Annotated in this window: 24 protein-coding genes; 17 read left to right on the top strand and 7 right to left on the bottom strand. The window is 64.7% G+C overall.

Going from position 1 to position 24,476, the window contains the following annotated elements:
• Window positions 1–16 precede the first annotated feature (16 nt).
• The 15 genes from HCA61_RS13405 to HCA61_RS13335 all read left to right on the top strand — a co-directional run bounded on the left by HCA61_RS13405 (window position 17) and on the right by HCA61_RS13335 (window position 16,617).
• Window positions 17–1,396, top strand: a complete 1,380-nt coding sequence (locus HCA61_RS13405; protein WP_169688680.1) for an aromatic ring-hydroxylating dioxygenase subunit alpha — start codon at window positions 17–19, stop codon at window positions 1,394–1,396.
• Window positions 1,397–1,425: 29 nt separating this feature from the next.
• Complete coding sequence (locus tag HCA61_RS13400) at window positions 1,426–3,252, top strand: NAD(P)/FAD-dependent oxidoreductase (protein ID WP_169688679.1); 1,827 nt, start codon at window positions 1,426–1,428, stop codon at window positions 3,250–3,252.
• Window positions 3,249–4,169 carry an SDR family NAD(P)-dependent oxidoreductase gene (locus tag HCA61_RS13395; RefSeq protein ID WP_169688678.1) on the top strand — a complete coding sequence of 307 codons (921 nt, stop codon included), beginning with the start codon at window positions 3,249–3,251 and terminating at the stop codon, window positions 4,167–4,169. Before HCA61_RS13400 ends, HCA61_RS13395 begins: the two co-directional genes overlap by 4 nt.
• Complete coding sequence (locus HCA61_RS13390; RefSeq protein WP_169688677.1) at window positions 4,159–5,865, top strand: thiamine pyrophosphate-binding protein; 1,707 nt, start codon at window positions 4,159–4,161, stop codon at window positions 5,863–5,865. Before HCA61_RS13395 ends, HCA61_RS13390 begins: the two co-directional genes overlap by 11 nt.
• Before the next feature lie 79 nt (window positions 5,866–5,944).
• The gene (locus tag HCA61_RS13385; RefSeq protein ID WP_169688676.1) at window positions 5,945–7,378 is read left to right on the top strand and encodes an aldehyde dehydrogenase family protein; all 1,434 of its coding nucleotides are present in this window, start codon (window positions 5,945–5,947) and stop codon (window positions 7,376–7,378) included.
• A 1-nt stretch (window position 7,379) separates the two neighbouring features.
• A complete protein-coding gene (locus HCA61_RS13380; protein WP_169688675.1) occupies window positions 7,380–7,925 on the top strand; it encodes a nuclear transport factor 2 family protein in 546 nt (181 codons plus the stop codon).
• Between the two features lie 25 nt (window positions 7,926–7,950).
• Complete coding sequence (locus tag HCA61_RS13375) at window positions 7,951–8,886, top strand: SDR family NAD(P)-dependent oxidoreductase (RefSeq protein ID WP_169688674.1); 936 nt, start codon at window positions 7,951–7,953, stop codon at window positions 8,884–8,886.
• Complete coding sequence (locus HCA61_RS13370) at window positions 8,883–9,452, top strand: nuclear transport factor 2 family protein (RefSeq protein WP_169688673.1); 570 nt, start codon at window positions 8,883–8,885, stop codon at window positions 9,450–9,452. Before HCA61_RS13375 ends, HCA61_RS13370 begins: the two co-directional genes overlap by 4 nt.
• Before the next feature lie 25 nt (window positions 9,453–9,477).
• Window positions 9,478–10,305: a TauD/TfdA family dioxygenase gene (locus HCA61_RS13365; protein WP_169688672.1), complete on the top strand. Its 828-nt coding sequence runs from the start codon at window positions 9,478–9,480 to the stop codon at window positions 10,303–10,305.
• Entirely contained in the window at window positions 10,302–11,045 is a 744-nt protein-coding gene (locus HCA61_RS13360; protein WP_169688671.1) for an SDR family NAD(P)-dependent oxidoreductase, read from the top strand. Before HCA61_RS13365 ends, HCA61_RS13360 begins: the two co-directional genes overlap by 4 nt.
• 44 nt (window positions 11,046–11,089) lie before the next feature.
• The gene (locus HCA61_RS13355) at window positions 11,090–11,686 is read left to right on the top strand and encodes a carboxymuconolactone decarboxylase family protein (RefSeq protein ID WP_169688670.1); all 597 of its coding nucleotides are present in this window, start codon (window positions 11,090–11,092) and stop codon (window positions 11,684–11,686) included.
• 22 nt (window positions 11,687–11,708) lie between these two features.
• Complete coding sequence (locus tag HCA61_RS13350) at window positions 11,709–12,935, top strand: ABC transporter substrate-binding protein (protein WP_169688669.1); 1,227 nt, start codon at window positions 11,709–11,711, stop codon at window positions 12,933–12,935.
• An 83-nt stretch (window positions 12,936–13,018) separates the two neighbouring features.
• Complete coding sequence (locus HCA61_RS13345; protein WP_169688668.1) at window positions 13,019–15,031, top strand: ABC transporter permease; 2,013 nt, start codon at window positions 13,019–13,021, stop codon at window positions 15,029–15,031.
• Window positions 15,024–15,857, top strand: a complete 834-nt coding sequence (locus tag HCA61_RS13340; RefSeq protein WP_169688667.1) for an ABC transporter ATP-binding protein — start codon at window positions 15,024–15,026, stop codon at window positions 15,855–15,857. Before HCA61_RS13345 ends, HCA61_RS13340 begins: the two co-directional genes overlap by 8 nt.
• Window positions 15,850–16,617, top strand: a complete 768-nt coding sequence (locus HCA61_RS13335; RefSeq protein WP_169688666.1) for an ABC transporter ATP-binding protein — start codon at window positions 15,850–15,852, stop codon at window positions 16,615–16,617. The genes HCA61_RS13340 and HCA61_RS13335 overlap by 8 nt, the downstream gene beginning before the upstream one ends.
• 9 nt (window positions 16,618–16,626) lie before the next feature.
• Here the strand turns inward: HCA61_RS13335 and rlmN are convergent, their stop codons facing one another.
• Window positions 16,627–17,736: a 23S rRNA (adenine(2503)-C(2))-methyltransferase RlmN gene (gene rlmN / locus HCA61_RS13330; RefSeq protein ID WP_169688665.1), complete on the bottom strand. Its 1,110-nt coding sequence runs from the start codon at window positions 17,734–17,736 to the stop codon at window positions 16,627–16,629.
• Window positions 17,737–17,857: 121 nt separating this feature from the next.
• On the opposite strand from rlmN, the gene HCA61_RS13325 reads away from it, so the two are divergent.
• Complete coding sequence (locus HCA61_RS13325) at window positions 17,858–18,676, top strand: CoA ester lyase (protein ID WP_169688900.1); 819 nt, start codon at window positions 17,858–17,860, stop codon at window positions 18,674–18,676.
• Here HCA61_RS13325 and HCA61_RS13320 read toward each other — a convergent pair.
• The 6 genes from HCA61_RS13320 to rpsB form a co-directional block, all read right to left on the bottom strand.
• Window positions 18,645–19,418, bottom strand: a complete 774-nt coding sequence (locus HCA61_RS13320) for a class I SAM-dependent methyltransferase (protein ID WP_169688664.1) — start codon at window positions 19,416–19,418, stop codon at window positions 18,645–18,647. The genes HCA61_RS13325 and HCA61_RS13320 overlap by 32 nt on opposite strands.
• Before the next feature lie 19 nt (window positions 19,419–19,437).
• Window positions 19,438–20,373 (bottom strand): phosphatidate cytidylyltransferase, encoded by a 936-nt coding sequence (locus HCA61_RS13315; protein ID WP_169688663.1) that lies wholly within the window; start codon window positions 20,371–20,373, stop codon window positions 19,438–19,440.
• A 2-nt stretch (window positions 20,374–20,375) separates the two neighbouring features.
• Window positions 20,376–20,933: a ribosome recycling factor gene (frr, locus tag HCA61_RS13310; protein WP_169688662.1), complete on the bottom strand. Its 558-nt coding sequence runs from the start codon at window positions 20,931–20,933 to the stop codon at window positions 20,376–20,378.
• 28 nt (window positions 20,934–20,961) lie between these two features.
• Window positions 20,962–21,690 carry a UMP kinase gene (pyrH, locus tag HCA61_RS13305; protein WP_132470557.1) on the bottom strand — a complete coding sequence of 243 codons (729 nt, stop codon included), beginning with the start codon at window positions 21,688–21,690 and terminating at the stop codon, window positions 20,962–20,964.
• Window positions 21,691–21,866: 176 nt separating this feature from the next.
• The gene (tsf, locus tag HCA61_RS13300; protein ID WP_169688661.1) at window positions 21,867–22,691 is read right to left on the bottom strand and encodes a translation elongation factor Ts; all 825 of its coding nucleotides are present in this window, start codon (window positions 22,689–22,691) and stop codon (window positions 21,867–21,869) included.
• Between the two features lie 132 nt (window positions 22,692–22,823).
• Window positions 22,824–23,651: a 30S ribosomal protein S2 gene (gene rpsB / locus HCA61_RS13295; protein WP_169688660.1), complete on the bottom strand. Its 828-nt coding sequence runs from the start codon at window positions 23,649–23,651 to the stop codon at window positions 22,824–22,826.
• Window positions 23,652–23,971: 320 nt separating this feature from the next.
• Between rpsB and HCA61_RS13290 the strand changes: the two genes are divergently transcribed.
• Window positions 23,972–24,454, top strand: coding sequence for a M23 family metallopeptidase (locus HCA61_RS13290; RefSeq protein WP_169688659.1), 483 nt, complete (start codon window positions 23,972–23,974; stop codon window positions 24,452–24,454).
• Window positions 24,455–24,476: the final 22 nt, after the last annotated feature.

The raw sequence follows: 24,476 nt of genomic DNA, 5'->3' as shown, positions 1-24,476 counted from the left end.
TCACGAGGAGGATCACATGACCGACACGGTTGACAACATCAAAGACACCCCGTCCGAGGCAGCACCGTTCTCCGAACCGATGACGATCGGCGTCGAGGCATATCTCTCGCGCGACTACGCCAAGGCCGAAGGAGACAAACTCTGGGCCAAGATATGGCAGCAAGTCGGCCGTGTCGAGGAGATTCCTCGTGTCGGCGATTACCTCACCTACGACATCTGCGATGACTCGATCATCGTCGTGCGCACCGCGGAGGACACCATCCGCGCCCACCACAACGTGTGTTCACACCGCGGCAGGAGCCTCGTCGATGTCCCCGACGGCGCCCACGACGCTCGCGGACAGGCCCGGCAATTCGTGTGCGGGTTCCACGGTTGGCGCTACGACCTCGAGGGCAACAACACATTCGCTCCCGAGGACCAGGACTGGAAAGGATGCCTGTCGGCGCAGCAGCGAAATCTGAAGGACGTCCGCGTCGACACCTGGGGCGGCTGGATCTGGATCAACATGGATCCCGACTGTGAGCCGCTGCGCGACTACCTGGAACCGGCCGCGTCGCTGCTCGACCCGTTCCAGCTCGAGAACATGCGCTACCGGTGGCGCAAATGGCTCGTGTTCGACTGCAACTGGAAGGTTGCGCTCGAGGCATTCATGGAGACCTATCACGTCCCCTACACCCATCCCGAGTTCATGAACTTCGGAGCGTTCCTCGGCTGGGCCCGAAACCAGGGTAAGCACAGCAATATCGGGTACGACGCACCGAAGGGCATGGACGAGAACCAGGCCAAGCTCCGCGTCGGATCCGGGCCCGACGCACGCATCTCGACGATGCAGTTGCAGAACTTCACCTGGGAGAACGCGAACACCAATACGACGAACACTTTGGTGCAGGCCGCACGACGCCTCGTCGACGAACTCCCCGAGGGCACACCCCCCGACCAGGTGATGCGGCACTGGCTCGAGTCAGCCCGACGCGATGACGAGGCTCGCGGAGTCACGTGGCCGACGATCGCGCCGGAAGACGTAGCAAAAGCCGGTACCGCATGGCAGATCTTCCCGAACTTCCAGATCGGGCATGCCCCGAACAACATGCTGTGCTATCGCGTGCGCCCCTACGGTTCCGACCCGGACAAGTGCATATTCGAAGCTGCCGTGTTCGAGCTGTTCCCGCCCGGCGAGGAGCCGGAGACGGAATGGGAGTACACCCCACAGGACGACCCCGGCTGGCGCACCGTGCTTCCTCAGGACTTCGACAATATGGCCGCCGTTCAGAAGGGGATGAAGTCGCGAGGTTTCGCCGGTCCGGTTCCCAATCCCTACCGCGAACGCAGCGTCGTCAGCCTTCACCACAATCTCGCCACCTACATGGGTACCGGGGCACCACGCGACCTCGCGTGAACCCCGTCCCCTTACCCGAGGACACTCACATGCAGAACTGCGCGCCTACGCCGACACCCGACGTCGATCAGGAAGCCTTACGACAGAAGTATCTCCTCGAGCGCGACAAGCGCCTTCGGTCGGACGGCCAGCAGCAGTACATCGAGACCGGCGACGGATTCGACGATTTCTACGCTGCGGATCCACATCTCCCGGTGACGCCCCGTGATCCACTCACCGACGAGATCGACGTGGTGATCCTCGGGGGCGGATTCTGCGGTCTCATTGCGGCACACCGACTCCAGCAGGCAGGTGTCACCGACTTCCGGATCGTGGAATTGGGAGGCGATTTCGGAGGAGTGTGGTACTGGAACCGGTACCCCGGCATCCAGATCGACTCGGACGCCTACTGCTACCTTCCGCTTCTCGAAGAGACCGGGTACATGCCGAAGGAGAAGTTCTCCAAGGGCGACGAGTGCTTCGAGCATGCTCAGCGCATCGGCAAACAGTTCGGGTTCTACGATCACGCGCTTTTCCACACTCTGATCGAATCACTCGAGTGGGACGACGAGATCCACCGCTGGCGCATCGGCACGAACCGCGGCGACGAACTCCGCGCCCGGTTCATCATCATGGCCCAAGGCCCCTACAACAAGCCGAAACTCCCCGGCATCCCCGGTATCTCGGAGTTCAAGGGACACACCTTCCACACCGCCCGCTGGGACTACGACTACACCGGCGGCGATCTCCACGGCGGCCTGGACAAGATCGGCGACAAGCGGATTGCCATCATCGGAACAGGATCGACAGCGGTCCAGGCGATCCCCCACCTGGCACGCGGCGCCAAGCACCTGACGGTCTTCCAGCGCACCCCGTCGTACATCTTCGAACGCGCCAACTATCCGACCGACCCCGAATGGGTGAAGTCCCTCGAACCCGGGTGGCGCGACGCGCGGCAGCGCAACTTCCACAATGCGGCTTTCGCGTTCTACAGCCCGGGCGAACCGGACCTCATCTGTGACGGCTGGACCGAGGTCTCCCGAAACCTCGCCGCGAAGCTCAACGAGACGAACGGCTGGGCTGCGCTCGCCGACCCTGAGAAGTTCTTGGAACTCAAAGAGATCGAAGACTATCGGGCGATGGAACGGCTGCGCCAGCGGGTCGAATCGATCGTCGAAGACCCCGAGACGGCAGAGAAACTCAAACCGTACTACCGCAACATGTGCAAGCGGCCGGTGTTCAACGACGAGTATCTGCCCACGTTCAACCGGCCCAACGTCACGCTCGTCGACGTGTCCGACACGCAAGGTGTCGAACGCATCACCGAGAAGGGCATCATCGTGGGGGGTGTCGAGCACGAGTTCGACTGCATCGTCTTCGCGAGCGGTTTCGAGATCACCACCTCCCTCGAGCGCCAGTTCGACATCAAGCCGTTCGCCGGCAGTGGCGGTGTCTCGCTCTACGACCACTGGGGCAAGGGCTTCCGCACGCTGCACGGCATCATGGCGCACGGCTTCCCCAACCATTTCGCCACGGGATTCGTCCAGGGCGGCGTGACCGCGGCCACCACCTTGATGTTCGAGCAGCAGGCCGATCACATCTCCTACATCGTGAAAGAAGCGCTGACCCGCGGAGCCACGCGCGTCGAACCCACGGCCGAAGCCGAAGAGTCCTGGATCCAGACCATCCGCGACAACACCGTCGACAACAGCCGATTCGTCTCGGAATGCACCCCCGGCTACTACAACAGCGAGGGCGAACCGAACGGCCGATCCTTCCTGGGTGAGCCCTTCTGGGGCGGCTTCTACGAACTGAGCGACCTGCTTCAGGCGTGGCGCGACACGGGCGAACTGGAAGGGCTGGTGCTCGACAAGTGACACTCCGATTCGACGACCGCGTCGCCGTCGTCACCGGCGCCGGACGAGGGCTGGGACGCGACTACGCACTGCTGCTCGCATCGCTCGGGGCGAAGGTCGTGGTCAACGACTCCGGGGCCGCGATCAACGGTGAAAATCTCGACGCCGGTCCGGCCGAGGATGTGGTCCGGGAGATCCGGGCCGCCGGCGGCGAGGCGGTTGCGTGCGTCGAGTCCGTCGCAACCGCAGACGGTGGCGAGGCGATCATTCAGGCCGCACGCGACAACTACGGCCGAATCGACATCCTCATCCACAATGCGGGCAACAATCGCTACGCGTCGCTGACCGAGATGTCGTACGAAGATTTCGATGCGGTGCTCGATGTCCACTTGCGAGGCGCGTTCCACGTTGTCCGCCCCGCATTTCCGCTGATGTGTGAAGCCGGATACGGCAGGATCGTGCTCACCTCGTCGATCGGCGGAATCTACGGCAACGCCAATGTCGCCAACTACGCGGCGTCGAAAGCAGGGATGATCGGATTGTCGAACGTCGCGGCAATCGAAGGGGCAGAGCACGGCGTCCGCTCCAACGTGATCATTCCTGCGGCACTGACACGATTGGCGGAGGGGCTCGATACCTCTGCGTACCCACCCATGGGGCCGGAACTCGCGGCGCCTGTCGTCGGGTGGCTCGCTCACGAATCCTGCTCGGTGACCGGCGAAATGTTCGCTGCCATCGCGGGCCGCGTCGCGAAGGTCTACATCGCCGAGACCCCGGGCGTGTATCGACCGTCCTGGTCGATCGACGAGGTCGCCGAGAACATCGATGTCATCCGCGACACCAGCGACCCGTGGATCCTGCCCGCCGTGTCGGGCCACGTCGACCACATCACGAGAAGCTTTGCGATAGCCACGGAGGGAAATACGCATGTCAGTTAAGGTCTACGAACGAATTCTGGATCTCTTCGAAGCCGAAGGAATCAATACGCTCTTCGGCATTCCTGACCCGAACTTCGTTCATCTGTTCCGCCTCGCGGAGGAACGCGGCTGGAATGTGGTGGCTCCCCATCACGAGGAGTCCGCCGGTTTCATGGCGGAGGCCGTCTCCCGCATGACGGGCAAGGCCGCGGTGTGTATCGGCACGCTCGGCCCCGGTCTCGCGAATCTTTCCGGGGCGATCATGTGTGCCAAGGTCGAGAACTCTCCGGTGATCTTCCTCGGTGGTCAGCGCGCCCGCATCACCGAACAGCGTGTTCGGCGTGGTCGTATCCAGTTCGTCCAGCAGATGGCGCTCGTCGAGAACTCCGTGAAGTATCACGCGAGCATCGAGTACCCCGAGCAGACCGACGAGATCATCCGCGAAGGCCTGCGTAAGGCGCTCTCGGGCACGCCCGGCCCGGTCTACATCGAGTACCCGCAGAACGTCATCCTCGAGGAGATCGACGCTCCGCCCGTCCTTCCCCCGGAGAAGTACCGCCTCGTGGGCCAGACCGCCGGAGCCGATCTGGTCGCCGAGGCAGCCGACTTGATCGGGTCCGCAAAACAACCTGTTCTCCTCGTCGGTCACGGCGTGCACACCGCCAGGGGAGGCGCGTCCGTCAAGGAACTCGCCGACCTCATGGCATGCCCGGTCATCCAGACGTCCGGTGGTACGTCCTTCATCGAAGGCCTCGAGGACCGCACCTTCCCGTACGGTTTCTCGGCAGCATCCATCGATGCCGTCGTGAACTCCGACCTGTGTCTCGCCATCGGCACCGAACTCGGCGAGCCCGTCCACTTCGGACGTGGTCGGCACTGGGTCGCGAACGAAGCGAACCGCAAGTGGATCCTCATCGAGCAGGATCCGACGTCCATCGGTGTCAATCGCCCGATCGATGTTCCGTTGGTCGGCGATCTACGAGCGATCGTCCCGCAGCTCGTCGATGCACTGAAGGATTCTCCGCGTACCCCGACACCCGAACTCGACGGCTGGATCAAGCAGGAGGCTGCACAGCTCGCCGAACTTGCCGAAACCGCACCGTCCGGGATGTCCCCCGTGCATCCGGCTCGCCTGATCGTCGAGGCCACGAAGGCGTTCCCCGCCGACGGCATCATGGTCCGCGACGGTGGCGCCACCACGATCTTCGGCTGGACCTATTCGCAGGCCAAGCCGCACGACGTGATGTGGAACCAGAACTTCGGGCACCTCGGCACCGGTCTCCCGTACGCTGTCGGCGCCGGTGTCGCTGACGGCGGTAAGCGCCCGATGATGCTGATCACCGGAGACTCGTCGTTCCAGTTCCACATCGCCGAACTGGAGACGGCCGCGCGAGTGGGTCTGCCCCTCGTGTGTGTCGTCGGTGTCGACTACGCCTGGGGTCTCGAAGTCGGCGTCTACAAGCGCACTTTCGGGCACGACTCACTCGAGACAGGCGTCCATTGGAGCAAGGAAACCCGACTCGACAAGGTCGCGGAAGGCTTCGGCTGCTACGGCGAGTACGTCGAACGCGACGAAGACATTGCACCCGCAATCAAGCGGGCCTACGCCAGCGGTAGGCCGGGCGTCATCCACGTCGCCGTGGATCCCAAGGCCAACTCGGAAGAAATGCCGAGCTACGACGAATTCCGCACCTGGTATGCCGAAGGCCAGCAGTGACACGGTATGCCGAAGGCCGGCAGTGACTTTCACTCAGCAGTGAACTTCGTACAGGATCAGACGAGAGAACCGGGTAGCCATGCGTGAATATCTGAAGTTCTACATCGATGGACAGTGGACCGATCCGGCCCAGTCCGACACCTTCGAGGTCATCAACCCCGCGACCGAAGAGGTCGCCGGTACGGTGTCGCTCGGGTCGTCTGCAGACGTCGACAAGGCCGTCGCCGCCGCGCGACGCGCCTTCCCCGCGTGGTCGGCGACCAGCCGCGAGGAGCGACTCGCACTGCTCGAGAAGATCCTCGACGTGTACCAGCGCCGAATGGGCGACATCGCTGCTGCACTGACCGAGGAAATGGGTGCTCCCGCCGCATTGGCGAGCGGTTTCCAGGTCAATCTCGGCCTCGGGCATCTCACCACCGCGATCGAGGTGCTCCGGAACTTCGTCTTCGAGGAACAGCGCGGGGGCAGCCTCGTCGTCAAGGAACCCATCGGGGTGTGCGGCCTGATCACACCGTGGAACTGGCCGATCAGCCTCATCTCGGTGAAGGTGTTCCCGGCTCTGGCCACCGGCTGCACGATGGTGCTCAAGCCGTCAGAGCAGTCGCCCTTCAACGGCCAGGTCTTCGCCGAGATTCTCGACGAGGCCGGAGTTCCCGCAGGTGTCTTCAATCTCGTCCAGGGCGACGGCCCCGGCGTCGGGCGCGCGCTGTCCGGGCACCCCGATGTCGACCTGGTGTCGTTCACCGGGTCGACACGCGCAGGCATCGACGTCGCGGCCAATGCCGCTGCCGGTGTCAAGCGAGTCACGCAAGAACTCGGCGGCAAGGGTCCGAACATCATTCTCGACGACGCCGACTTTGCCGAGAACGTCGGCAAGGGTGTCGCGACGATGATGATGAACTCTGGTCAAACCTGCAGTGCTCCCTCGCGAATGCTGGTCCCCGGAGAGCGCATGGAGGAAGCCATTGCCGCCGCACGCGAGGCGGCCTCGAAGGTGACGGTGGGCGACCCGACCGGCGATGCCGCGATCGGTCCCGTTGTGTCGAAGGCCCAGTTCGAGAAGGTTCAAGGTCTCATCCAGAGGGGCATCGACGAGGGTGCGACCCTCGTGGCCGGTGGTGTCGGGCGGCCCGAGGGTCTGACCGCCGGCTACTTCGTGCAGCCCACCGTCTTCGCCGATGTCAAGAACGACATGACCATCGCGCGCGAGGAGATCTTCGGCCCGGTCCTCACGATCCTGGGTTACGACAGCATCGACCATGCGATCGAGATCGCGAACGACACCGACTACGGACTCGCCGGCTTCGTGGCCGGCACGGATCTCGAGCTGGCCCGACAGGTGGCACGACGGATCCGCGTCGGAAACGTTGCGATCAATGACGCGTTCGACTTCGGGGCGCCGTTCGGGGGGTACAAGAAGAGCGGAAATGGGCGCGAGTGGGGCGAGTTCGGCTTCCACGACTACCTCGAGATCAAGGGCATCCTCGGTTACACACCCGAGGACGGCAATTGACATGGCTGCCGCCGACACGAGCGTTCTGGTCGCGCATCACGAGATCCGAACGTGCATCGTGCGCCTCGCCCGCGGGGAGGACCGTCGAGACAGCAAGGCGGTCAGCTCCTCGTTCTGGCCCGACGCCATCGTGGATTTCGGGATCTTCGCGGGCTCGTTCGACGACTATCTCGCATGGGTGATCCCGGGGTCTGACGCCGTTCTGGTCACCCAGCACCTGCTGGGGCAGACGCACATCGAACTGGACGGCGACACAGCCAGGGCCGAGACCCATGTCACCGCATACCACCGCGTCGACATGGGAACCGAAGAGCGCGACACCCTGCTCGGCGGGCGATACCTCGACCGGCTCGAGAAGCGCGACGGGCAGTGGCGAATCGCGGAACGCACCATGCTCTACGACTGGTCCCGCGACGAAGGGGTGTCCGCGGATTGGTCGCGGGGCCTAATGGGCACACCATTGCGCGGCGACCACTTCACCGGCAAGGCCGTTGGTGATCACAGTGAGGCGTTCTTCGGCGCGGGCCCCCTCGCCACGAACATGTAATCGACCATACGCAGGAGGAGTTCGGATGGGTGCGCTGTCCGGCAGGGTTGCTGTCGTCACCGGTGCGAGCCGAGGTATCGGCAAAGGCATCGCGCTGGCGCTCGCGGAGCACGGCGCCACCGTCTACGTCACCGGACGCACGGTGACCCCCGACGCGCACCCACTCCCCGGCACCGTCGGCGACACCGCCGCGGAGTGTGATCGTCGCGGGGGCACAGGTGTTGCGGTCCAGGTCGATCACGCGAACGATGAGCAGGTAGCCGCGCTTTTCGAGCGCGTCGAACGCGAGCAGGGCCGCCTCGACGTCCTGGTCAACAATGCATTCTCCCTCCCCGACGACCTGACCGAGCCCGAGCCGTTCTGGGAGAAGCCACTGTCGAATTGGGAGATGGTGGATGTCGGTGTGCGATCGAACTTCGTGTCGGCGCGGCACGCTGCCATGATCATGGCGCCCCAGAAGTCGGGACTCATCGTGGCCGTCTCCGGGTACACCGGCGTGGCGTACACCTACGGCGTCCTCTTCGGGATGGCCAAGTCCGCGGTGGATCGAATGGCACGCGACATGGCCGTCGAGTTGCAGCCGTACGACGTCGCATCCGTGTCGATCTGGCAGGGCCTGACCTTCACGGAGCGCGCCGAGCGGAACCTGGCGGCCATTCCCGGACTCACGGAGGGCGCCGCCACCCGCCCCGAGAACGGCTGCTCACCGGAGTTTGCCGGTCGAGTCATCGCCGCTCTCGCACAGGATCCCGCAATCATGAGCCGCTCAGGCGGAACCTTCATCACTGCCGAACTGGCGGAGGAGTACGGCGTCACAGATATCGACGGCCGCGAGATCCCGTCACTTCGATCGACCCGCGGCGAACCGATCTGGTCTCCGATCGCGGCAGCAGATAGTTCAGGGGTCGGAGTCGGGCCGACCTCATCTCCTTCCTCCCCACTGCAACGGAGTACATCATGAGCACGCCGGTGGCATCTCTCTCGTCCGACAGGGTCGCCAAGCTCGAGGCCCTATTGGATCGCCAGGAGATACTCGATACGCTGACCCGCTTCAGCCGGGCAATGGACCGATTCGATCGCGACCTGTTCCTCTCGGCCTTCCACACCGACGCGACGATCGCCGCGGGTAGTTTCGTCGGTGGCCCCGTCGACCTCTACGACTGGTCCACCGCGATGCACGCGCAGGGGCAGAAGGCCACCCATCACAATCTGCTGAACCACACCTGCGACCTCGACGGCGATACTGCCCACACCGAAACGTATTACCTGTTCGCAGCCCGAAACATCGACGACAGCAACTGGATTGCGGGCGGACGGTACATCGACCGCCTCGAACGCCGCGACGGCGAGTGGCGGATAGCCCTTCGCACCAACATCATCGAATGGTCGGGGATGGTTCCCTCGATGGACATTCCCTTCGCGGATGTCCCCGACATCTTCGCCAACGGTGCACCGTCCCGTACCACGACAGATCCGTCCTACACCCGCCCACTCACCAACGTCCGACAGCCGAACGTCCCGAGTTGACGCGGACGCATCGAAGAGAGGCACCATGCATACGCTTGCTACCAAGAAACTCGGAAACCTCGTCGGCGTGGAGGTGACTGACGTCGACATCGATCGTCTGCTCACCGATGACGGGCTCCCTGCAGCACTTCTCGACCTGCTGGAGCAGCACAGCGTCATTCTGTTCCGCGAACTGCACCTCGACGATCCTGCTCAGGTCGAGTTCTGCCGGAGGTTGGGCGAGCTCGCACTGTTCCCCAAGTACCGGATCCCGGAAATCATGGAGATCAGCTTCGAGCCCGACAATCCGAACAAGGAGTATTTCGCCAGCAACGACTACTGGCACATCGACGGTGCTCTTGACGCCATCCCGGCAAAGGCCTCGATTCTGACCGCACACGTGACAGCGGAGCAGGGTGGTGAGACCGAGTTCGCGAGCACCTACGCCGCCTACGAAGCCCTTTCGGACGAGGAGAAGGAGTATTTCGGCACGCTCCGGGTGGTTCACACGTTCGAGGCCATTCAGCGCCTGACATATCCGAACCCGACCGACGAACAGGTGAAGGAATGGGCTTCGCGCGCCGTGCGTGAACTCCCCCTCGTGTGGGAGCACGAATCCGGCCGGCGGTCACTGGTGTTCGGCGCGACTGCTTCCCACATAGTCGGGATGGACATCGACGAAGGCCGGGCGTTGTTGCGCGACCTCGAAAATCGTGCCACCGCACCAGAGCTGGTGTATCGACACACCTGGTCGGTCGGCGATACGGTGATCTGGGACAACACCGGGCTCGCGCATCGAGCCTGCGCTTTCGATCGCGCGAAGCCCCGCAGGATGCACCGTTCGACCCTCCTCGGTACCGAGGCGATCAAATGAGTGAACGCACCGCCATCGTGACGGGTGCGGCGTCCGGAATCGGTGAGGCGATCGCCCGGCGTCTTGCCGCCGACGGCAACCTGGTGGCGATCTTCGATCTCGACGGCGGCGCAGCAGAGTCCGTCGCCGCATCGATCGCCGGTGCAGGCGGTAAAGCACTCGGTCTGCAGGTGGACGTCACCGATCGCGACGCACTCGAGGCGGCCGTCGACGACGTGCGAGCACGACTGACTCCCCCGACGGTCCTGATCAACAACGCCGGGATGTCGATCCCGTCCCCATTTCTGGACATCACCGCCGACGCGTGGCAGAAATCGCTCGCCGTGAACCTCACCGCCACCTTCGACTGCTGCCAACTCGTAATCCCGGACATGATCGACGAGGGGTGGGGGCGCATCGTCAACATTTCCTCGTCGAGTGTGCACAGCGGATCCCCCGGCCTGTCCCCTTACGTGTCCGCGAAGTCGGGCGTCGTCGGGCTCACGAAGAGCCTTGCGCTCGAGTTCGGCAAATTCGGGATCACGGTCAACACGATTCCGCCGGGCTTCATCGACACCCCGATGTTGCGCAGCACCGTTGCCAAGGGATTCGTCGATCTCGATCTGCAGACCGCCAAGACGCCGGTAGGCAGGATCGGACAGCCCGAGGACATCGCCGCGACATGCGCATTCCTGGTGAGCGACGAAGCCGGCTACATCACCGGGCAGATGATCGGCGTCAACGGCGGACGCAACACCTGACCTGCCTCCGCCTTCCGCCCGAATCGAAAGGACACCTACGCACAATGTCCCGGATACCCCCTCTTCCCGAGGACGAGTGGACCGAAGAGATCGCAACCTACATCAACGGTTTCCGATCAGCCGTGGCGAGCACTCCGGACGAGGACAACAGGCAGCCCGGGACGAACCTGCTCGGAACCTTGGCGCAGCATCCTTCGCTGGCGATGGCGTTCCTGAGCTTCAACCGGCACCTGCTGGCACAGTCCACCCTGTCGGTCCGGCACCGGGAGCTTCTCGTTCTTCGTATCGCCCACCTCCGCCGCGCGGAATACGAATGGGCCCAGCACGTCATCCTCGCGGAGCGAGCGGGCATCACCGCCGGCGAGATCGCCCGCATCGAAGTAGGACCCGACACGGACGGCTGGTCGCCGATCGAGCGGGCGCTACTGACCGCCACCGACGAGCTGATCGGCGACGGCGCGATCGGCGACGATACGTGGGCTGTGCTCTCGGTCGAGTTCGACAGTCGGCAGCTGATGGACGTCGTGTTCACCGTGGGCTGCTACTCGATGCTCGCGACCGCGCTGCGCTCGTTCGAAGTCCGGCCCGAACCAGGTCTCGTTCCGTATCTGCCCGACCATCCTGTCTCCTCCCGCGACTGATTCGAGAAAGTGGGACGTACACGTGAAGAAGCGACATATCGGTGTCATCGCTGCAGTTGCTGCACTTGCCCTGTCGGCGTGCAGCTCCGACGGCGGGGACAACAGTGCCGGAGTCACTCCCAGCGGTGAGCCGATCGTCATCGGCGCGTTGGCACCGATCAAGGGCGCGTCCGCGTATCCGCAGACGGCGTACGGTCTCGAGGCCGGCGTGCATTACGTGAACGAAGTGCTCGGTGGTATCGACGGGCGGCCCCTCGAAGTCGATGTGTGCGGGGGCGATGGCAGCCCCGAGACCGCGATCAGCTGCGCCAACGGCTTCGTCTCGAAGGGCCTGCCGCTCGTGATCGACGCAGTCGACCAGAGCATGGGTGCGGCGGTGCCGATTCTGGCGTCGGCGCAGATCCCCATCGTCGGGACGCTCGCGGGATCGTTCGTCGCGGATTCCGCCGAATACGGGCAAGCGTTCTACTTCACCGGGCCGGTGTCGTTCGCCGCGCTCTCGAGCATGTCGGTGCTCGACACCATGGGGAAGACCACTGCTTCGCTCGCTGTCAACGAGTCGCCCACTTCCCACGCGTACGTCGATGATCTGATCATGCCGATCGCCGACAAGATGGGGATCGACGTCGCCGTCCAGTACCCGCCGGCTTCGGGCGCCAACTTGAATGTCGTGGCAGCGACGCAGCTTTCCGACGACCCGGACATGGCCGGCGTCATCGCCCTCCCCGAGGACGGCTGCACCGGCCTGTTCCAGGCTCTGCGCCGGCAGGGTTACGACGACACGATCCTGGCAGGATCCTGCTCACAATTCATCGACGATATGGGAGCCGATGCCGCAGGCATCGTCACCCAGCCCCGGCTGTGGGTGCCTCTCGCCAAGGACTCCGCGCCCGCCGAGGTACAGGAGCAGTTGGACATCTTCGCGGACTCCATGGACGCCGTCGGATACGGCGACGAACTCTCCTCTCGGTCGATCTACACATTCGCGGCCGTGGTCAACATCGCGGAGATCATGTCCGGGTCGGAGGAGATCACCGCGACCACCGTCACCGACACCTTCAAGGGACTGAAGGATTTCCCGACGTTCGCCGGCCCGACCGTGACCTGCGACGGGCAACAGTGGCCCGGTGTGGCTACCACGTGCAATGCGCAGGCGATCTTCTTCGAAGTGCAGGAGGACGGAACGCTGCGGTCAGTGGAGGACGCCGGATACATCGATCTCGATCCTTCGTTGATGCCCACCTCCTGACGGCCGCCCCCTGCGCGAGGAGGCCGTTCGACCCCGTCGACGACAGACACGCAGTTGACGACATACCCGCAACGGAGTAGCGCATGAGCACGTATCTGCAGTTCATCGTCCTGGGGTTCGGCCTCGCCGCGGTATACATCGGCCTCGCCAACGGATTGCTCCTCGTCTATCGCTCGACGGGGATCATCAACTTCGCGCAAGGCGCGACCGCGATGTGGGGTGCGTACGTCTACGCGCAGTTGCTCATCGACGGCACGCTGGTCCTGCCGATCGGCAGTATCGAATTCGACGAGGCGCCATCGGTACCTGCTGCCTTGGCGATCGGCCTGGTGATGGCGGTCCTGCTCGGGGTCGTGACCCACTACCTGGTGTTCAGGCCGGTGCGTCGTGCACCGGCCCTGGCCCAGGTGGTGGTCTCCGTCGCGCTGATGCTCACCGTCCAAGCGTTGGTGGTCATCAGATTCGGGCCGAACAGCATCCCGATCGAATCGATGATCCCGTCCGGGTCGATCTCGCTGTTCGGCACCTCCGTGTCGTCGGCGGAGATCGTGATGGTCGCGATCATGGCCGTGTTCTCGGTGCTGATCTGGGCATATTTCCGCTTCACCAGGGCCGGCGCAGCAACTCGCGCGGCAGCGGAGAACGAGCGGGGCGCCACGCTTCTGGGGTTCTCACCGGATCGGCTCGCGGCGATCGCGATGGTCATGGCCTCGGTGGTCAGCACGATCGGTGTCCTGCTCGGGGCGTCCCTGACGGGCCTCAATCCGCTGAACTACTCCCTGCTCGTCGTTCCGGCGCTCGCGGTGCTCCTGGTTGCGCGGATGGAGTCTGTCGCGACGATTGCGATCGCGTCGCTGGTGCTCGGGGCGTTCCAGTCGGTGCTCAACCTGCTCGCCGGTGAGAGCTGGTGGCCCACGTGGGCGCAGTCCGGCGTCGATCAGGTCGTGCCGTTCTTCGTCGTCATCGTCGTGCTGTTCGTGTTCGGGGGGCGGTTGCCCTCGCGTGGGTCACTGCAGACCGTCAAGCTGCCGGACGTTGTGGTGCCGCGCTTCCGTCCGATCCCCGCCGCACTCGTGATCGTCGTGACCGGTGTGCTCCTCGCGGTATCGTCCGGCACCTATCGATTCGGTCTGACGTACTCGATCATTCTGATGCTGCTGGCGTTGTCGTATGTGGTCATCACCGGCTACCTCGGCCAGATCTCCCTCGCGCAGGCGGCGTTCGCCGGTGCAGCGGGGTTCACCCTCTCGAAGGTGACGACGAACTGGAGTATGCCGTTCCCGATCGCGCTCGTCTTCTGCTCGCTCGTGGCCGCGCTGCTCGGCATGCTGGTGGCGTTGCCCGCCTTCCGGATTCGTGGTGCTCAGCTGGCCATCGTCACCATCGCTGCAGCACTGGCGATCGAGCGGTTCATCTTCAACAACTACAGTCTGACGCCGCCGTCAGGGAATCCGATCGCGAACCCCACGCTGTTCGGCCTGAACCTCGGTGTGCGCGAGGGCAGCGATATCGCACGGCTGTCGTTCTCGTTCACGGTCCTGATCGTCGCGGCGATCACGGTGTGGGCGTTCATCCGGATCGCCTCGGGCGACACCGGGCGTGCCTTCCTCGCAGTGCGGGCGAACGAGCGGGCCGCCGCGGCCGCGGGAATCGACGTCCGGTCGACCAAGCTCATCGGGTTCGGACTGTCCGCGTTCATCGCCGGGGTCGCAGGCTGCCTCATCGGATACAGCGCCGGTCAGCTCTCGGCCGAGTCGTTCACCGTGTTCGTCGGGCTGCAGGTGCTGGCGGTCGCGTATCTCGGCGGCATCACCTCGTTCAGTGGTGCGGCGATCGCAGGCATCATCGGTCCGCTGGGAATCGTCTACGTGCTGGTACACAACGTCTTCGACCTGGGCGACTACTACGCTCTGATCTCCGGGATCGCGCTGATCATCACTGCGATCCTGAATCCGATCGGAATCGCCGGTGAGGCAGGCAGACTCAGCGCTCTATTACGTGCCAGGCTGCGCGACCCAGCAGTCGCGACAGATTCTCCCGTTTCCGAAACCGGCGACGAGATCGACCACGGAAAGGTGACGGTGGCAGATGCCTGACTCCACGAAAATCCCTCCCGCACGAGCTGATTCCATTCTTCCTGATTCCGGATCTCCCGATGAGGCGCGAGGCGGGTTGTCGGCGCGGGACATCACCGTGCGCTACGGCGGTGTCGTGGCAAACGAGAACGTGTCGCTGGAAGTGCATCCCGGCGAGATCGTCGGCCTGATCGGACCGAACGGTGCCGGTAAGACGACATTCGTCGACGCAGTCACCGGATTCATCGACTACGAGGGAACGATCAGCGTCGACGGCACTCCGATGAACGGACTCCCGCCGCATCGGCGTCGCCGCACCGGTCTCTCGCGCACATGGCAGTCGGGTGAACTCTTCCCGAACCTGGCCGTGAACCAGAACGTCATCGCGGCGATGCGGCCGGGCGGTCTCACGACGCTGTGGCGCGACCTGATCGGGCGTCGGCGGGGCGGCCCCGACGAGACCGTGGATGCAACGCTACGAGCGGTCGGGCTCGCCGACGTCGGATACACTCTCGCAAGGGATCTCACGCTCGGGCAGCAGAAGCTCGTCGGTGTCGCGCGCGCACTCGTCGGTAATTGTCGCGTCCTCCTGCTGGACGAACCCGCTGCAGGCCTCGACAGTCAGGAGAGCGTCGAGTTCGCCGAACGCATTCGGGCGGTCGTCCGGAACGGGCCCGGTGCCCTGCTGATCGACCACGACATGTCGCTGGTACTGGGAGTGTGCGATCGCATCTACGTCCTCGAGTTCGGCAAGGTCATCTTCTCGGGAACTCCGGACCAGGCCAGAAAGGATCCCGCCGTGATCGCTGCATATCTGGGCGCGCCGATGGAGACCACCCATGGCTGATGCTGACTCCACAGACACTGCCCCGGTCCTCACCGCAGAGGCTCTCACCGCCGGATACAACGGCGTCGTCGCGGTCGCCGACGTGAACCTCTCCGTCGCGGCCGGTGAAGTGCTCTCGATTCTGGGGCCCAACGGCGCCGGAAAGACCACCACCCTGTTGTCGCTCGCCGGTGTGCTCCCCACGATGAGTGGACAGGTGACGGTCCTGGGCCGGCCGGTGGACAGCAGCCGGCCCTACCGGATGGCGCGCAGAGGCATGCGCTTCGTCCCCGACGACCGAGGGCTGTTCCCGTCCATGACGGTGCGTGAGCATCTCCGGCTGGCCCGCCGACGACCCGACCAGCGCCGCGAGCAGGCGGTGTTGGAGCGTTTTCCTGCCCTGGCGAAGCTGCGGTCCCGGACAGTGGGGCTACTCTCCGGCGGCGAGCAGCAGATGCTGGCGATCTCAGTGGCACTGCTCGCCGAACCGCGATTGCTCATGGTCGACGAGATGAGCCTCGGGCTGGCGCCGATGGTCGTCGAGCAGATGCTGCCTGCCATCCGCGACCTGGCCCGCGCGGAAGGAATCGGCGTCGTGCTCGTGGAGCAGCATGTGGGTCTCGCGCTGGCGGTGTCCGACCGGGCGCTTGTTCTCAACCACGGCCGGGTAGTGCTCGAGGGCAAGGCCGATGCACTCCTTCGCGAACGTGATCGGGTCGAATCCGCGTACTTCGGCGCCGGTGAGTTCGCCGACGAGGAACGTGACAGCGAACGAGCGTGAGAGCGTGGTCTAGGCCTCCGCAGCGAGCTGACCGCAGGCTGCGGCAATTTCCTGGCCGCGGGTGTCGCGGACGGTGCAGGAGACACCCTGCGCGATCACCCTGCGGACGAACTCCCGCTCGACAGGTTTGGGACTGGCGTCCCATTCACTACCGGGGGTGGGATTGAGCGGGATGAGGTTGACGTGCACGAGCGGCCCGAGAGCCTTGCGCAGCTTCTTGCCCAGCATGTCGGCGCGCCACGGCTGATCGTTCACGTCGCGGATCAACGCGTACTCGATCGAGACCCGGCGGCCGGTCTTGTCGGCGTAGTACCGGGCGGCGTCGAGAACCTCGGCGATGGGCCATCGATTGTTGACCGGCACGAGGGTGTCGCGGAGTTCGTCATCCGGTGTGTGCAGGGATACGGCGAGGGTGACGTGCAGGCCTTCGTCTGCGAGCTTGCGGATCGCGGGGGCGAGTCCCACTGTCGAGACCGTGACCGACCGCTGCGACAGTCCGAAGCCTTCGGGCGCGGGCGAGGTGATCCGGCGAACGGCTGCCACGACCCGCTTGTAGTTGGCGAGCGGCTCCCCCATCCCCATGAACACGATGTTGGACAAACGACCAGGACCACCTGCGACATCGCCATCGCGTAATGCCGCCGCGGCTGCACGGACCTGATCGACGATCTCCGCCGTCGTCAGATTCCGGTCGAGCCCGCCCTGCCCGGTCGCGCAGAACGGGCACGCCATTCCGCAACCGGCCTGGCTCGAGATGCACAGCGTCGCGCGTTCCGGGTAACGCATGAGGACACTCTCGAGGAGTGTTCCGTCGCCCGCTCGCCACAGCGTCTTGCGGGTTTCTCCTCCGTCGCAGGCGATGTGCTTGACCGGGGTCAGCAAGGATGGGAACAGTGCCGCACCGACCTTCTCGCGCACGGCTGCGGGGAGATCGGTCATCTTCTCCGGGTCGGCCTCCAGCCGGCCGTAGTACTGGCGGGCGATCTGGTCGGCACGGAAGGCCGGAAGCCCCAGTTCCTTCACGGCCTCACGTCGCTGCGCTGCATCGAGATCAGCGAGGTGCCGCGGGGGCATGCCGCGCTTGGGAGCATCGAAAACGAGGGGCAGAGAGGAAGCCATAATGGTCCATTATCCCATGCTTTGCGACCGGGCTGTTCGATCTGAACTGTGATACTGACCCCGATACCCCTGAATTCGTGCCTCCCTGAAATTCGGGCGCCGATAGGGGGAAGATCGAATGATGACCACCCGTATTGCTCCCGAATACGCCAGATCTTGGCTTCTCGTTCCGGGTAATGTCCCGGAACGGTTCGATCCTGCCGCGACCTCCCCGGCCGATGCAGTAGTACTCGACCTCGAGGACGCGATCGCCGACGACGGCAAAGCAGCCGCCCGCACCGAAGTCGTCGAGTGGCTGCGCGACGGCGGCAGGGCATGGGTGCGTATCAACGACGCCACCACGTCGCACTGGTGCGATGACGTCGACGCCCTGGCAGGCGTGCCCGGACTCGAAGGAGTCATGCTCGCGAAGGCCGAGAGCGGCCATCAGGTGGACGCCACGGCCGACGCGCTGCCGGACGACACCAAGATCCTCGTGCTGATCGAATCTGCCATGGGACTCGAAGCAGCACCAGAGATCGCCCGTGCCGAAGGTGTGTTCCGTCTGGTGTTCGGTAGTGGCGACTTCCGCCGCGACACCGGGATGAGCGCGTCGCCCCTCGCCATGGCCTATCCGCGCTCGAGGTTGGTGATCTCGAGTCGCGCCGCACGATTGCCCGGACCGATCGACGGTCCGTCCCTGACCGACGATGCGGCGATCCTCGAACAGGAGGCGCAGCTGACCCAGTCGATGGGTATGACGGGGAAGCTGTGCATGACTCCGGATCGGGCGAGGTTCCCCAATGCTGCGCTGAGCCCCAGCGCCGACGACATCGGCTGGGCTCGTACCGTCATCGATCGTCTCGGTGAGGACGGGCACGGCGTTCAGGACGGGAGCGACCTGCCGATGCTGGCACGAGCCAAGAAGATCAAGAAACTCGCCGGGGTCTTCCATCTGTAGGGGGCGCCCCCGAACCGCCCACTTCGATGCCGCGCGGCTTGCGCCGGATGTGCAGGCGGTAGCGCACAGCCAGGGTGGTTCCAGGTGTCTCCCGGATCGCGCGCGCTGCAACCTTCGGACCGAACTCGATTCCGAGGACGCGCTCCAGCGTGTCACGGTCGGGGAAATTCCATTCGGTGTCGATTCGCCGTAATGAGAATCCCTGGGCGTCGAAGAATGCCTCGACGGCATGTGGCCGGTAGTGCCGAAGATCGGCACGCATCCATTCGCCGTACGGGTGCGCTGTCGCGTCGAGATCGATGATCGCGAGTGCGCCGCCCGGGCGAAGGACCCGCATGGCCTCGGTGATACCTGCGCCGCAACCCGGCCCGAAGAAGTACGCGGTGCGGGCGTGGACGAGATCCACCGAGCAGTCCGGTAACGGCAGCTGCGCAGCCGATCCCGGCAGGACCCGGACCGCGTCGAGGTGACAGACCCTCCGCCGCGCCGACTCGACGAGCGGAGGGTGTGGTTCGACCCCGGCCACGGACCGGGCCTTCTTCGCGAACATCGTCAGGTGGAACCCGGAACCGCAGCCGACGTCGACGACATCGCGGCCAGCCCAGTCCGCGTCCTCCTCCAGCGCCGCGTACACGGCGCCGTGGGAGTCCTGGGCCCGGTTCTCCTCCTCGTAGACCGAAGGCCAGTGCCAGATATTGGGGCTGGCGATCACGCCTCTGTCGTCGCTTCGATGTCCGTCCATCGGATCTGTGAGCACCGACCTAGACGAAGATCGTGAGGATCAACCAGGTCACGAACGCCGAAGGGAGGATCGAATCGAGCCGGTCCATGATGCCACCGTGCCCGGGCAGAAGTGTGCCCATGTCCTTGATACCGAGGTCGCGCTTGACCTGCGATTCGATCAGATCACCAGCCGTAGCAGTCAACACGAGGACGACGCCGAGGACCGCACCGATCCACCACTGTCCGTCGAGCAGGAACATGACGGTGAGGATTCCGACTGCGACACACGCGACCAGGGATCCACCGAATCCTTCCCACGATTTCTTGGGACTGATCGCGGGTGCCATGGTGTGCTTGCCGAACAGCACGCCTGCGGCATAGCCACCGATGTCCGAGGCCACACACACGAGCATCAGACAGAACACTCGTGCGGCACCCTGGTCTTCGAGAACCATCAGCGTTGCAAAGGACGCAAGCAGCGGTAACCACGCCACCGTGAACACAGCGACCGCTGTGTCGCGCAGGTAATTGCGCGGCTGTGCGGTAAGTCCGTGATCGAACAGCCGCCAAAGCATCGTCACCACGACAGTCCCCGCGAACGCTCCGAGGACACCGGCGGTTCCGTAGGGCCATCCCAGCCAGATGATTGCCTGGCCACCGAGCAGCAGCGGAAGGCGCGGTACGAGCACACTCGCCTCGCGCAGACGCTTGGTGACTTCCCACGTCGCGATCGCGATCGCGGCCGCGACCACACCGAGCCAGGCTGTGGGAGCGAACAGCAGGATGACGATGACGAGCGCGCCCAGACCGGCCCCCACCGCTACTGCAGCAGGGAGGTCGCGGCCTGCACGTGACGTCTTGACGGGCACTGTCGCGGTGTCGGGCGGTGATGCTGCTCCAGCAGCGGCGACGTCGGAGGTGTCCCCGGCGTCGAGTGGAAGCTCCGGGTCGGAAGACCCGTCGGCTCTGCCCACCGTCAGACCTCCATCAACTCGGCTTCCTTGTGCTTGACCAGGTCATCGATCTGCGCCACGTACTTCGCCGTGGTCTTGTCGAGCTCCTTCTCCGCGCGACCGACCTCGTCCTCGCCTGCTTCGCCGTCCTTCTGGATGCGGCCGAGTTCTTCCATCGCCTTGCGGCGGACGTTCCGCAGAGCGACCTTCGAGTCTTCACCCTTGGCTTTCGCCTGCTTGACTAGCTCACGGCGGCGCTCTTCGGTGAGCTGCGGCACGGAAATCCGGATGATGTTGCCGTCGTTGGTGGGGTTGACCCCGAGATCCGAGTTGCGGATAGCGGTTTCGATCGCACCGAGCTGCGACGCCTCGTACGGCTTGATGATGACCATCCGCGCCTCGGGCACGTTGATGCTGGCGATCTGAGTCACCGGGGTCGGCGACCCGTAGTAATCGACGACGATCCGGTTGAACATTCCCGCGTTCGCGCGGCCGGTCCGGATACCGCCGAGATCGTCCTTGGCCACCGTGATGGCCTTCTCCATCTTCTCCTCTGCCTCGAAGAGAGCTTCATCGATCACGGCAGTTCCTCCATGTTCCGTTGTCCAATCATGACCGTACGAGCGTTCCGATCTTCTCACCGGCGACAGCACGAGCGATATTGCCCTTGGTCAGCAGATTGAAGACCATGATCGGCATGGCATTGTCCATGCACAGGCTGAACGCGGTCGCATCCGCGACCTTGAGGCCGTTCTCGATGACCTCACGATGGGTGACCTCCTCGTACAACTCGGCATCGGGATCGATGCGAGGATCCGCGGAGTAGATTCCGTCGACGGCTTTGGCCATCAGAACGACATCGGCACCGATCTCGAGGGCACGCTGTGCGGCCGTGGTATCGGTGGAGAAGTAGGGCATACCCATACCCGCGCCGAAGATGACTACTCGGCCCTTCTCGAGGTGCCGCCGTGCGCGAAGCGGGAGATAGGGCTCGGCGACCTGACCCATCGTGATCGCCGTCTGCACCCGGGTGTCGATACCTTGCTTCTCGAGGAAGTCCTGGAGCGCGAGGGAGTTCATGACGGTGCCCAGCATGCCCATGTAGTCCGAGCGGGCGCGCTCGAGTCCACGCTGCTGAAGCTCCGCGCCCCGAAAGAAGTTGCCGCCTCCGATGACCACGGCGACCTCGACGCCGCTACGCACGACCTCGGCGATCTGCTGCGCGACGGTCGTCACGACATCGGGGTCCAGGCCGACCTTGCCGCCACCGAACATCTCGCCGCCGAGTTTGAGAAGCACCCGGCGGAAACCGGGCCGATCGTGGGCATGCTCGGACATGACTCTCCTCTGGTTGCGCATGAATCGGCCCTTTCATCCTGCCTCATTCACCCGGTGGAACCGAGACCGGGAGCGAGGCTACACGCTGCGGTCACCGCCGGAGGCCGGTCGACCGGAGGCGCCGGACACGCCACGACCCCGCCGGCAAGAGCCGACGGGGTCGATCGGTGCGTGGACTAGCTGGCGCCGACCTCGAACCGCACGAAGCGGGTCACGGTGGCCCCGGCTTCGTCGAGGATCGCCTTGACGGTCTTCTTCGAATCCGTCACCGACGACTGCTCGAGGAGCACGACGTCCTTGAAGAAGCCGTTCACGCGGCCTTCGACGATCTTCGGCAGAGCCTGCTCCGGCTTGCCTTCCTCTTTTGCGGTCTCCTCGGCGATACGACGCTCGCCTGCGACGACGTCCTCGGGAACCTCGTCGCGGGTGGTGTACTTCGCTTTGAGAGCAGCGACCTGCATGGCAGCGCTCTTGGCAGCCTCGGCTGCCGCGTCGCCTTCACCGGTGTACTCGACGAGCACGCCGACAGCGGGGGGCAGGTCCGATGCACGCTTGTGCAGGTAGACCGACACCTGGCCGTCGAATGCTGCGACGCGCCGGATCTCGAGCTTCTCACCGATCTTGGCGGAGAGCTCCTGAACCAGGGCGTCCACGGTCTTGCCGTCGACCTCGACGGCCTTGAGTGCCTCGACGTCGGCCGGGCGGGCCTCCGCAGCAGCAGCGACGATCGTGTTGGCGAGAGCCTGGAACTCGTCGTTCTTCGCGACGAAGTCGGTCTCGGAGTTCAGTTCGACCAGAACGCCGTCCTTGGCGACGACGAGGCCTTCTGCGGTGGAGCGCTCGGCGCGCTTGCCCACGTCCTTGGCACCCTTGATGCGCAGCTGCTCGACGGCCTTGTCGAAGTCGCCATCGTTGTCGGCGAGAGCATTCTTGCAGTCCAGCATTCCGGAGCCGGTGAGCTCGCGGAGACGCTTGACATCAGCGGCGGTGTAGTTCGCCATCTTGAGCGGGCCTCCTGTGTCTGTGGTGAAAAGTCTAGGGGTGCGGATGGCGCCGCGTGGTGCGGGCCGGGCCGCGATGCAACGGCCCCGACCATGATCTCTCGATCGTCCGGTCGGGGCCGTGCAAACGGATCAGGCCTCGGGGGCTGCGTCCGCGGCGGGTGCTTCCGCGTCGCCGGTGGAGGCGGCCTGCGCGAGCAGTTCCTGCTCCCACTCGGGCAGCGGCTCTGCCGTTGCGGCCTCGGGCTTGGCGTCGGCGTCGGAGTTCTTGCCGGCGCGGGCCTGGAGGCCCTCGGCGACTGCGGACGCGACGACCTTGGTCAGCAGCGCCGCGGAGCGGATCGCATCGTCGTTGCCCGGGATCGGGAAGTCGACGAGGTCCGGATCGCAGTTGGTGTCCAGGATTGCGACGACCGGGATGTTCAGCTTGCGAGCCTCACCGACAGCGATGTGCTCCTTGTTGGTGTCGACGACCCACACGGCCGACGGAACCTTGGCCATGTCGCGGATGCCGCCGAGGGTCCGGTCGAGCTTGTTCATCTCACGCGTGAGCATGAGGATTTCCTTCTTGGTGCGACCCTCGAAGCCACCGGTCTGCTCCATGGCCTCCAGCTCCTTCAGGCGCTGCAGGCGCTTGTGGACGGTGGAGAAGTTGGTGAGCATGCCGCCGAGCCAGCGCTGGTTCACGTACGGCATACCGACGCGAGTGGCTTCTTCGGCGATGGATTCCTGTGCCTGCTTCTTGGTGCCGACGAAAAGGATCGTTCCACCGTGAGCGACGGTCTCCTTGACGAACTCGTACGCCTTGTCGATGTACGTCAGGGTCTGCTGCAGGTCGATGATGTAGATGCCGTTGCGGTCGGTGAAGATGAACCGCTTCATCTTCGGGTTCCAGCGACGAGTCTGGTGTCCGAAGTGGGCGCCGCTGTCGAGCAGCTGCCGCATAGTTACAACAGGCATGCCTGTTTCTCTCTTTCGTGTCGGTTGCCGCGGGTGATCTTGCGATCCCCGCCCTGGCGTCCGCATGACCGCCGACCCTTGCGGGACCGGCGACGGCCATCTACGGTGCATCCGTATAGACGGAGCAGCACCGATGCGCGGACGCGCGAAGTCGATCTGCGAACACAGACCGCTCGACAATCATACGGCTCCGACACCTCGAACTGCCAACCGCCTCGTCAGAGTGGTCTCTGGATCCGTTCCTGTGGACAACCGCGAAGTTGTCCACATTCTCCGTTCCGGACTATCGCACCCGTTTCCCGGGAGCGAGTCTGGGGAGTATGCGAATCACCGCACTTGCACTACTGGCCAGTGCCGCCTCCCTGATAAGCGCTGCGCCCGCTGCCGCAGACACATCCTTCGTCTGGCCTCTCGAACCACGACCGAAGGTGACCCGGCCGTTCGATCCACCCGCGGAGGACTGGCTGCCCGGCCATCGCGGCGTCGATCTCGCGTCGCACCCCGGCCAGACAGTGCTCGCACCAGGCGACGGGATCGTGGCATTCGCGGGATCCGTCGCAGGCAAGCCCGTCGTGTCGATCGATCACCCGGGCGGCCTGCGTACCACTTACGAGCCGGTCACCGCGACGGTGGCGGCGGGTCGTCGAATTTCTGCCGGTGATCCGCTGGGCACGGTCGAACCCGGACACGAGGGCTGCACTGCCGCGGCGTGTCTTCATTGGGGCCTGCGCCGCGACCGCACCACGTACCTCGATCCGCTCCCCCTCGTCGAGCGGCCGGTCATTCGCCTCGAACCGGTGTGACCGAGACGGCAGTGCGCGATCC

Origin of the sequence: Rhodococcus sp. HNM0563, assembly GCF_012726195.1 — a bacterium.
Taxonomy (GTDB): domain Bacteria; phylum Actinomycetota; class Actinomycetes; order Mycobacteriales; family Mycobacteriaceae; genus Rhodococcus.
Note: the sequence above shows the minus strand (reverse complement) of the source record. Positions and strands in the feature narration are given on the sequence as shown.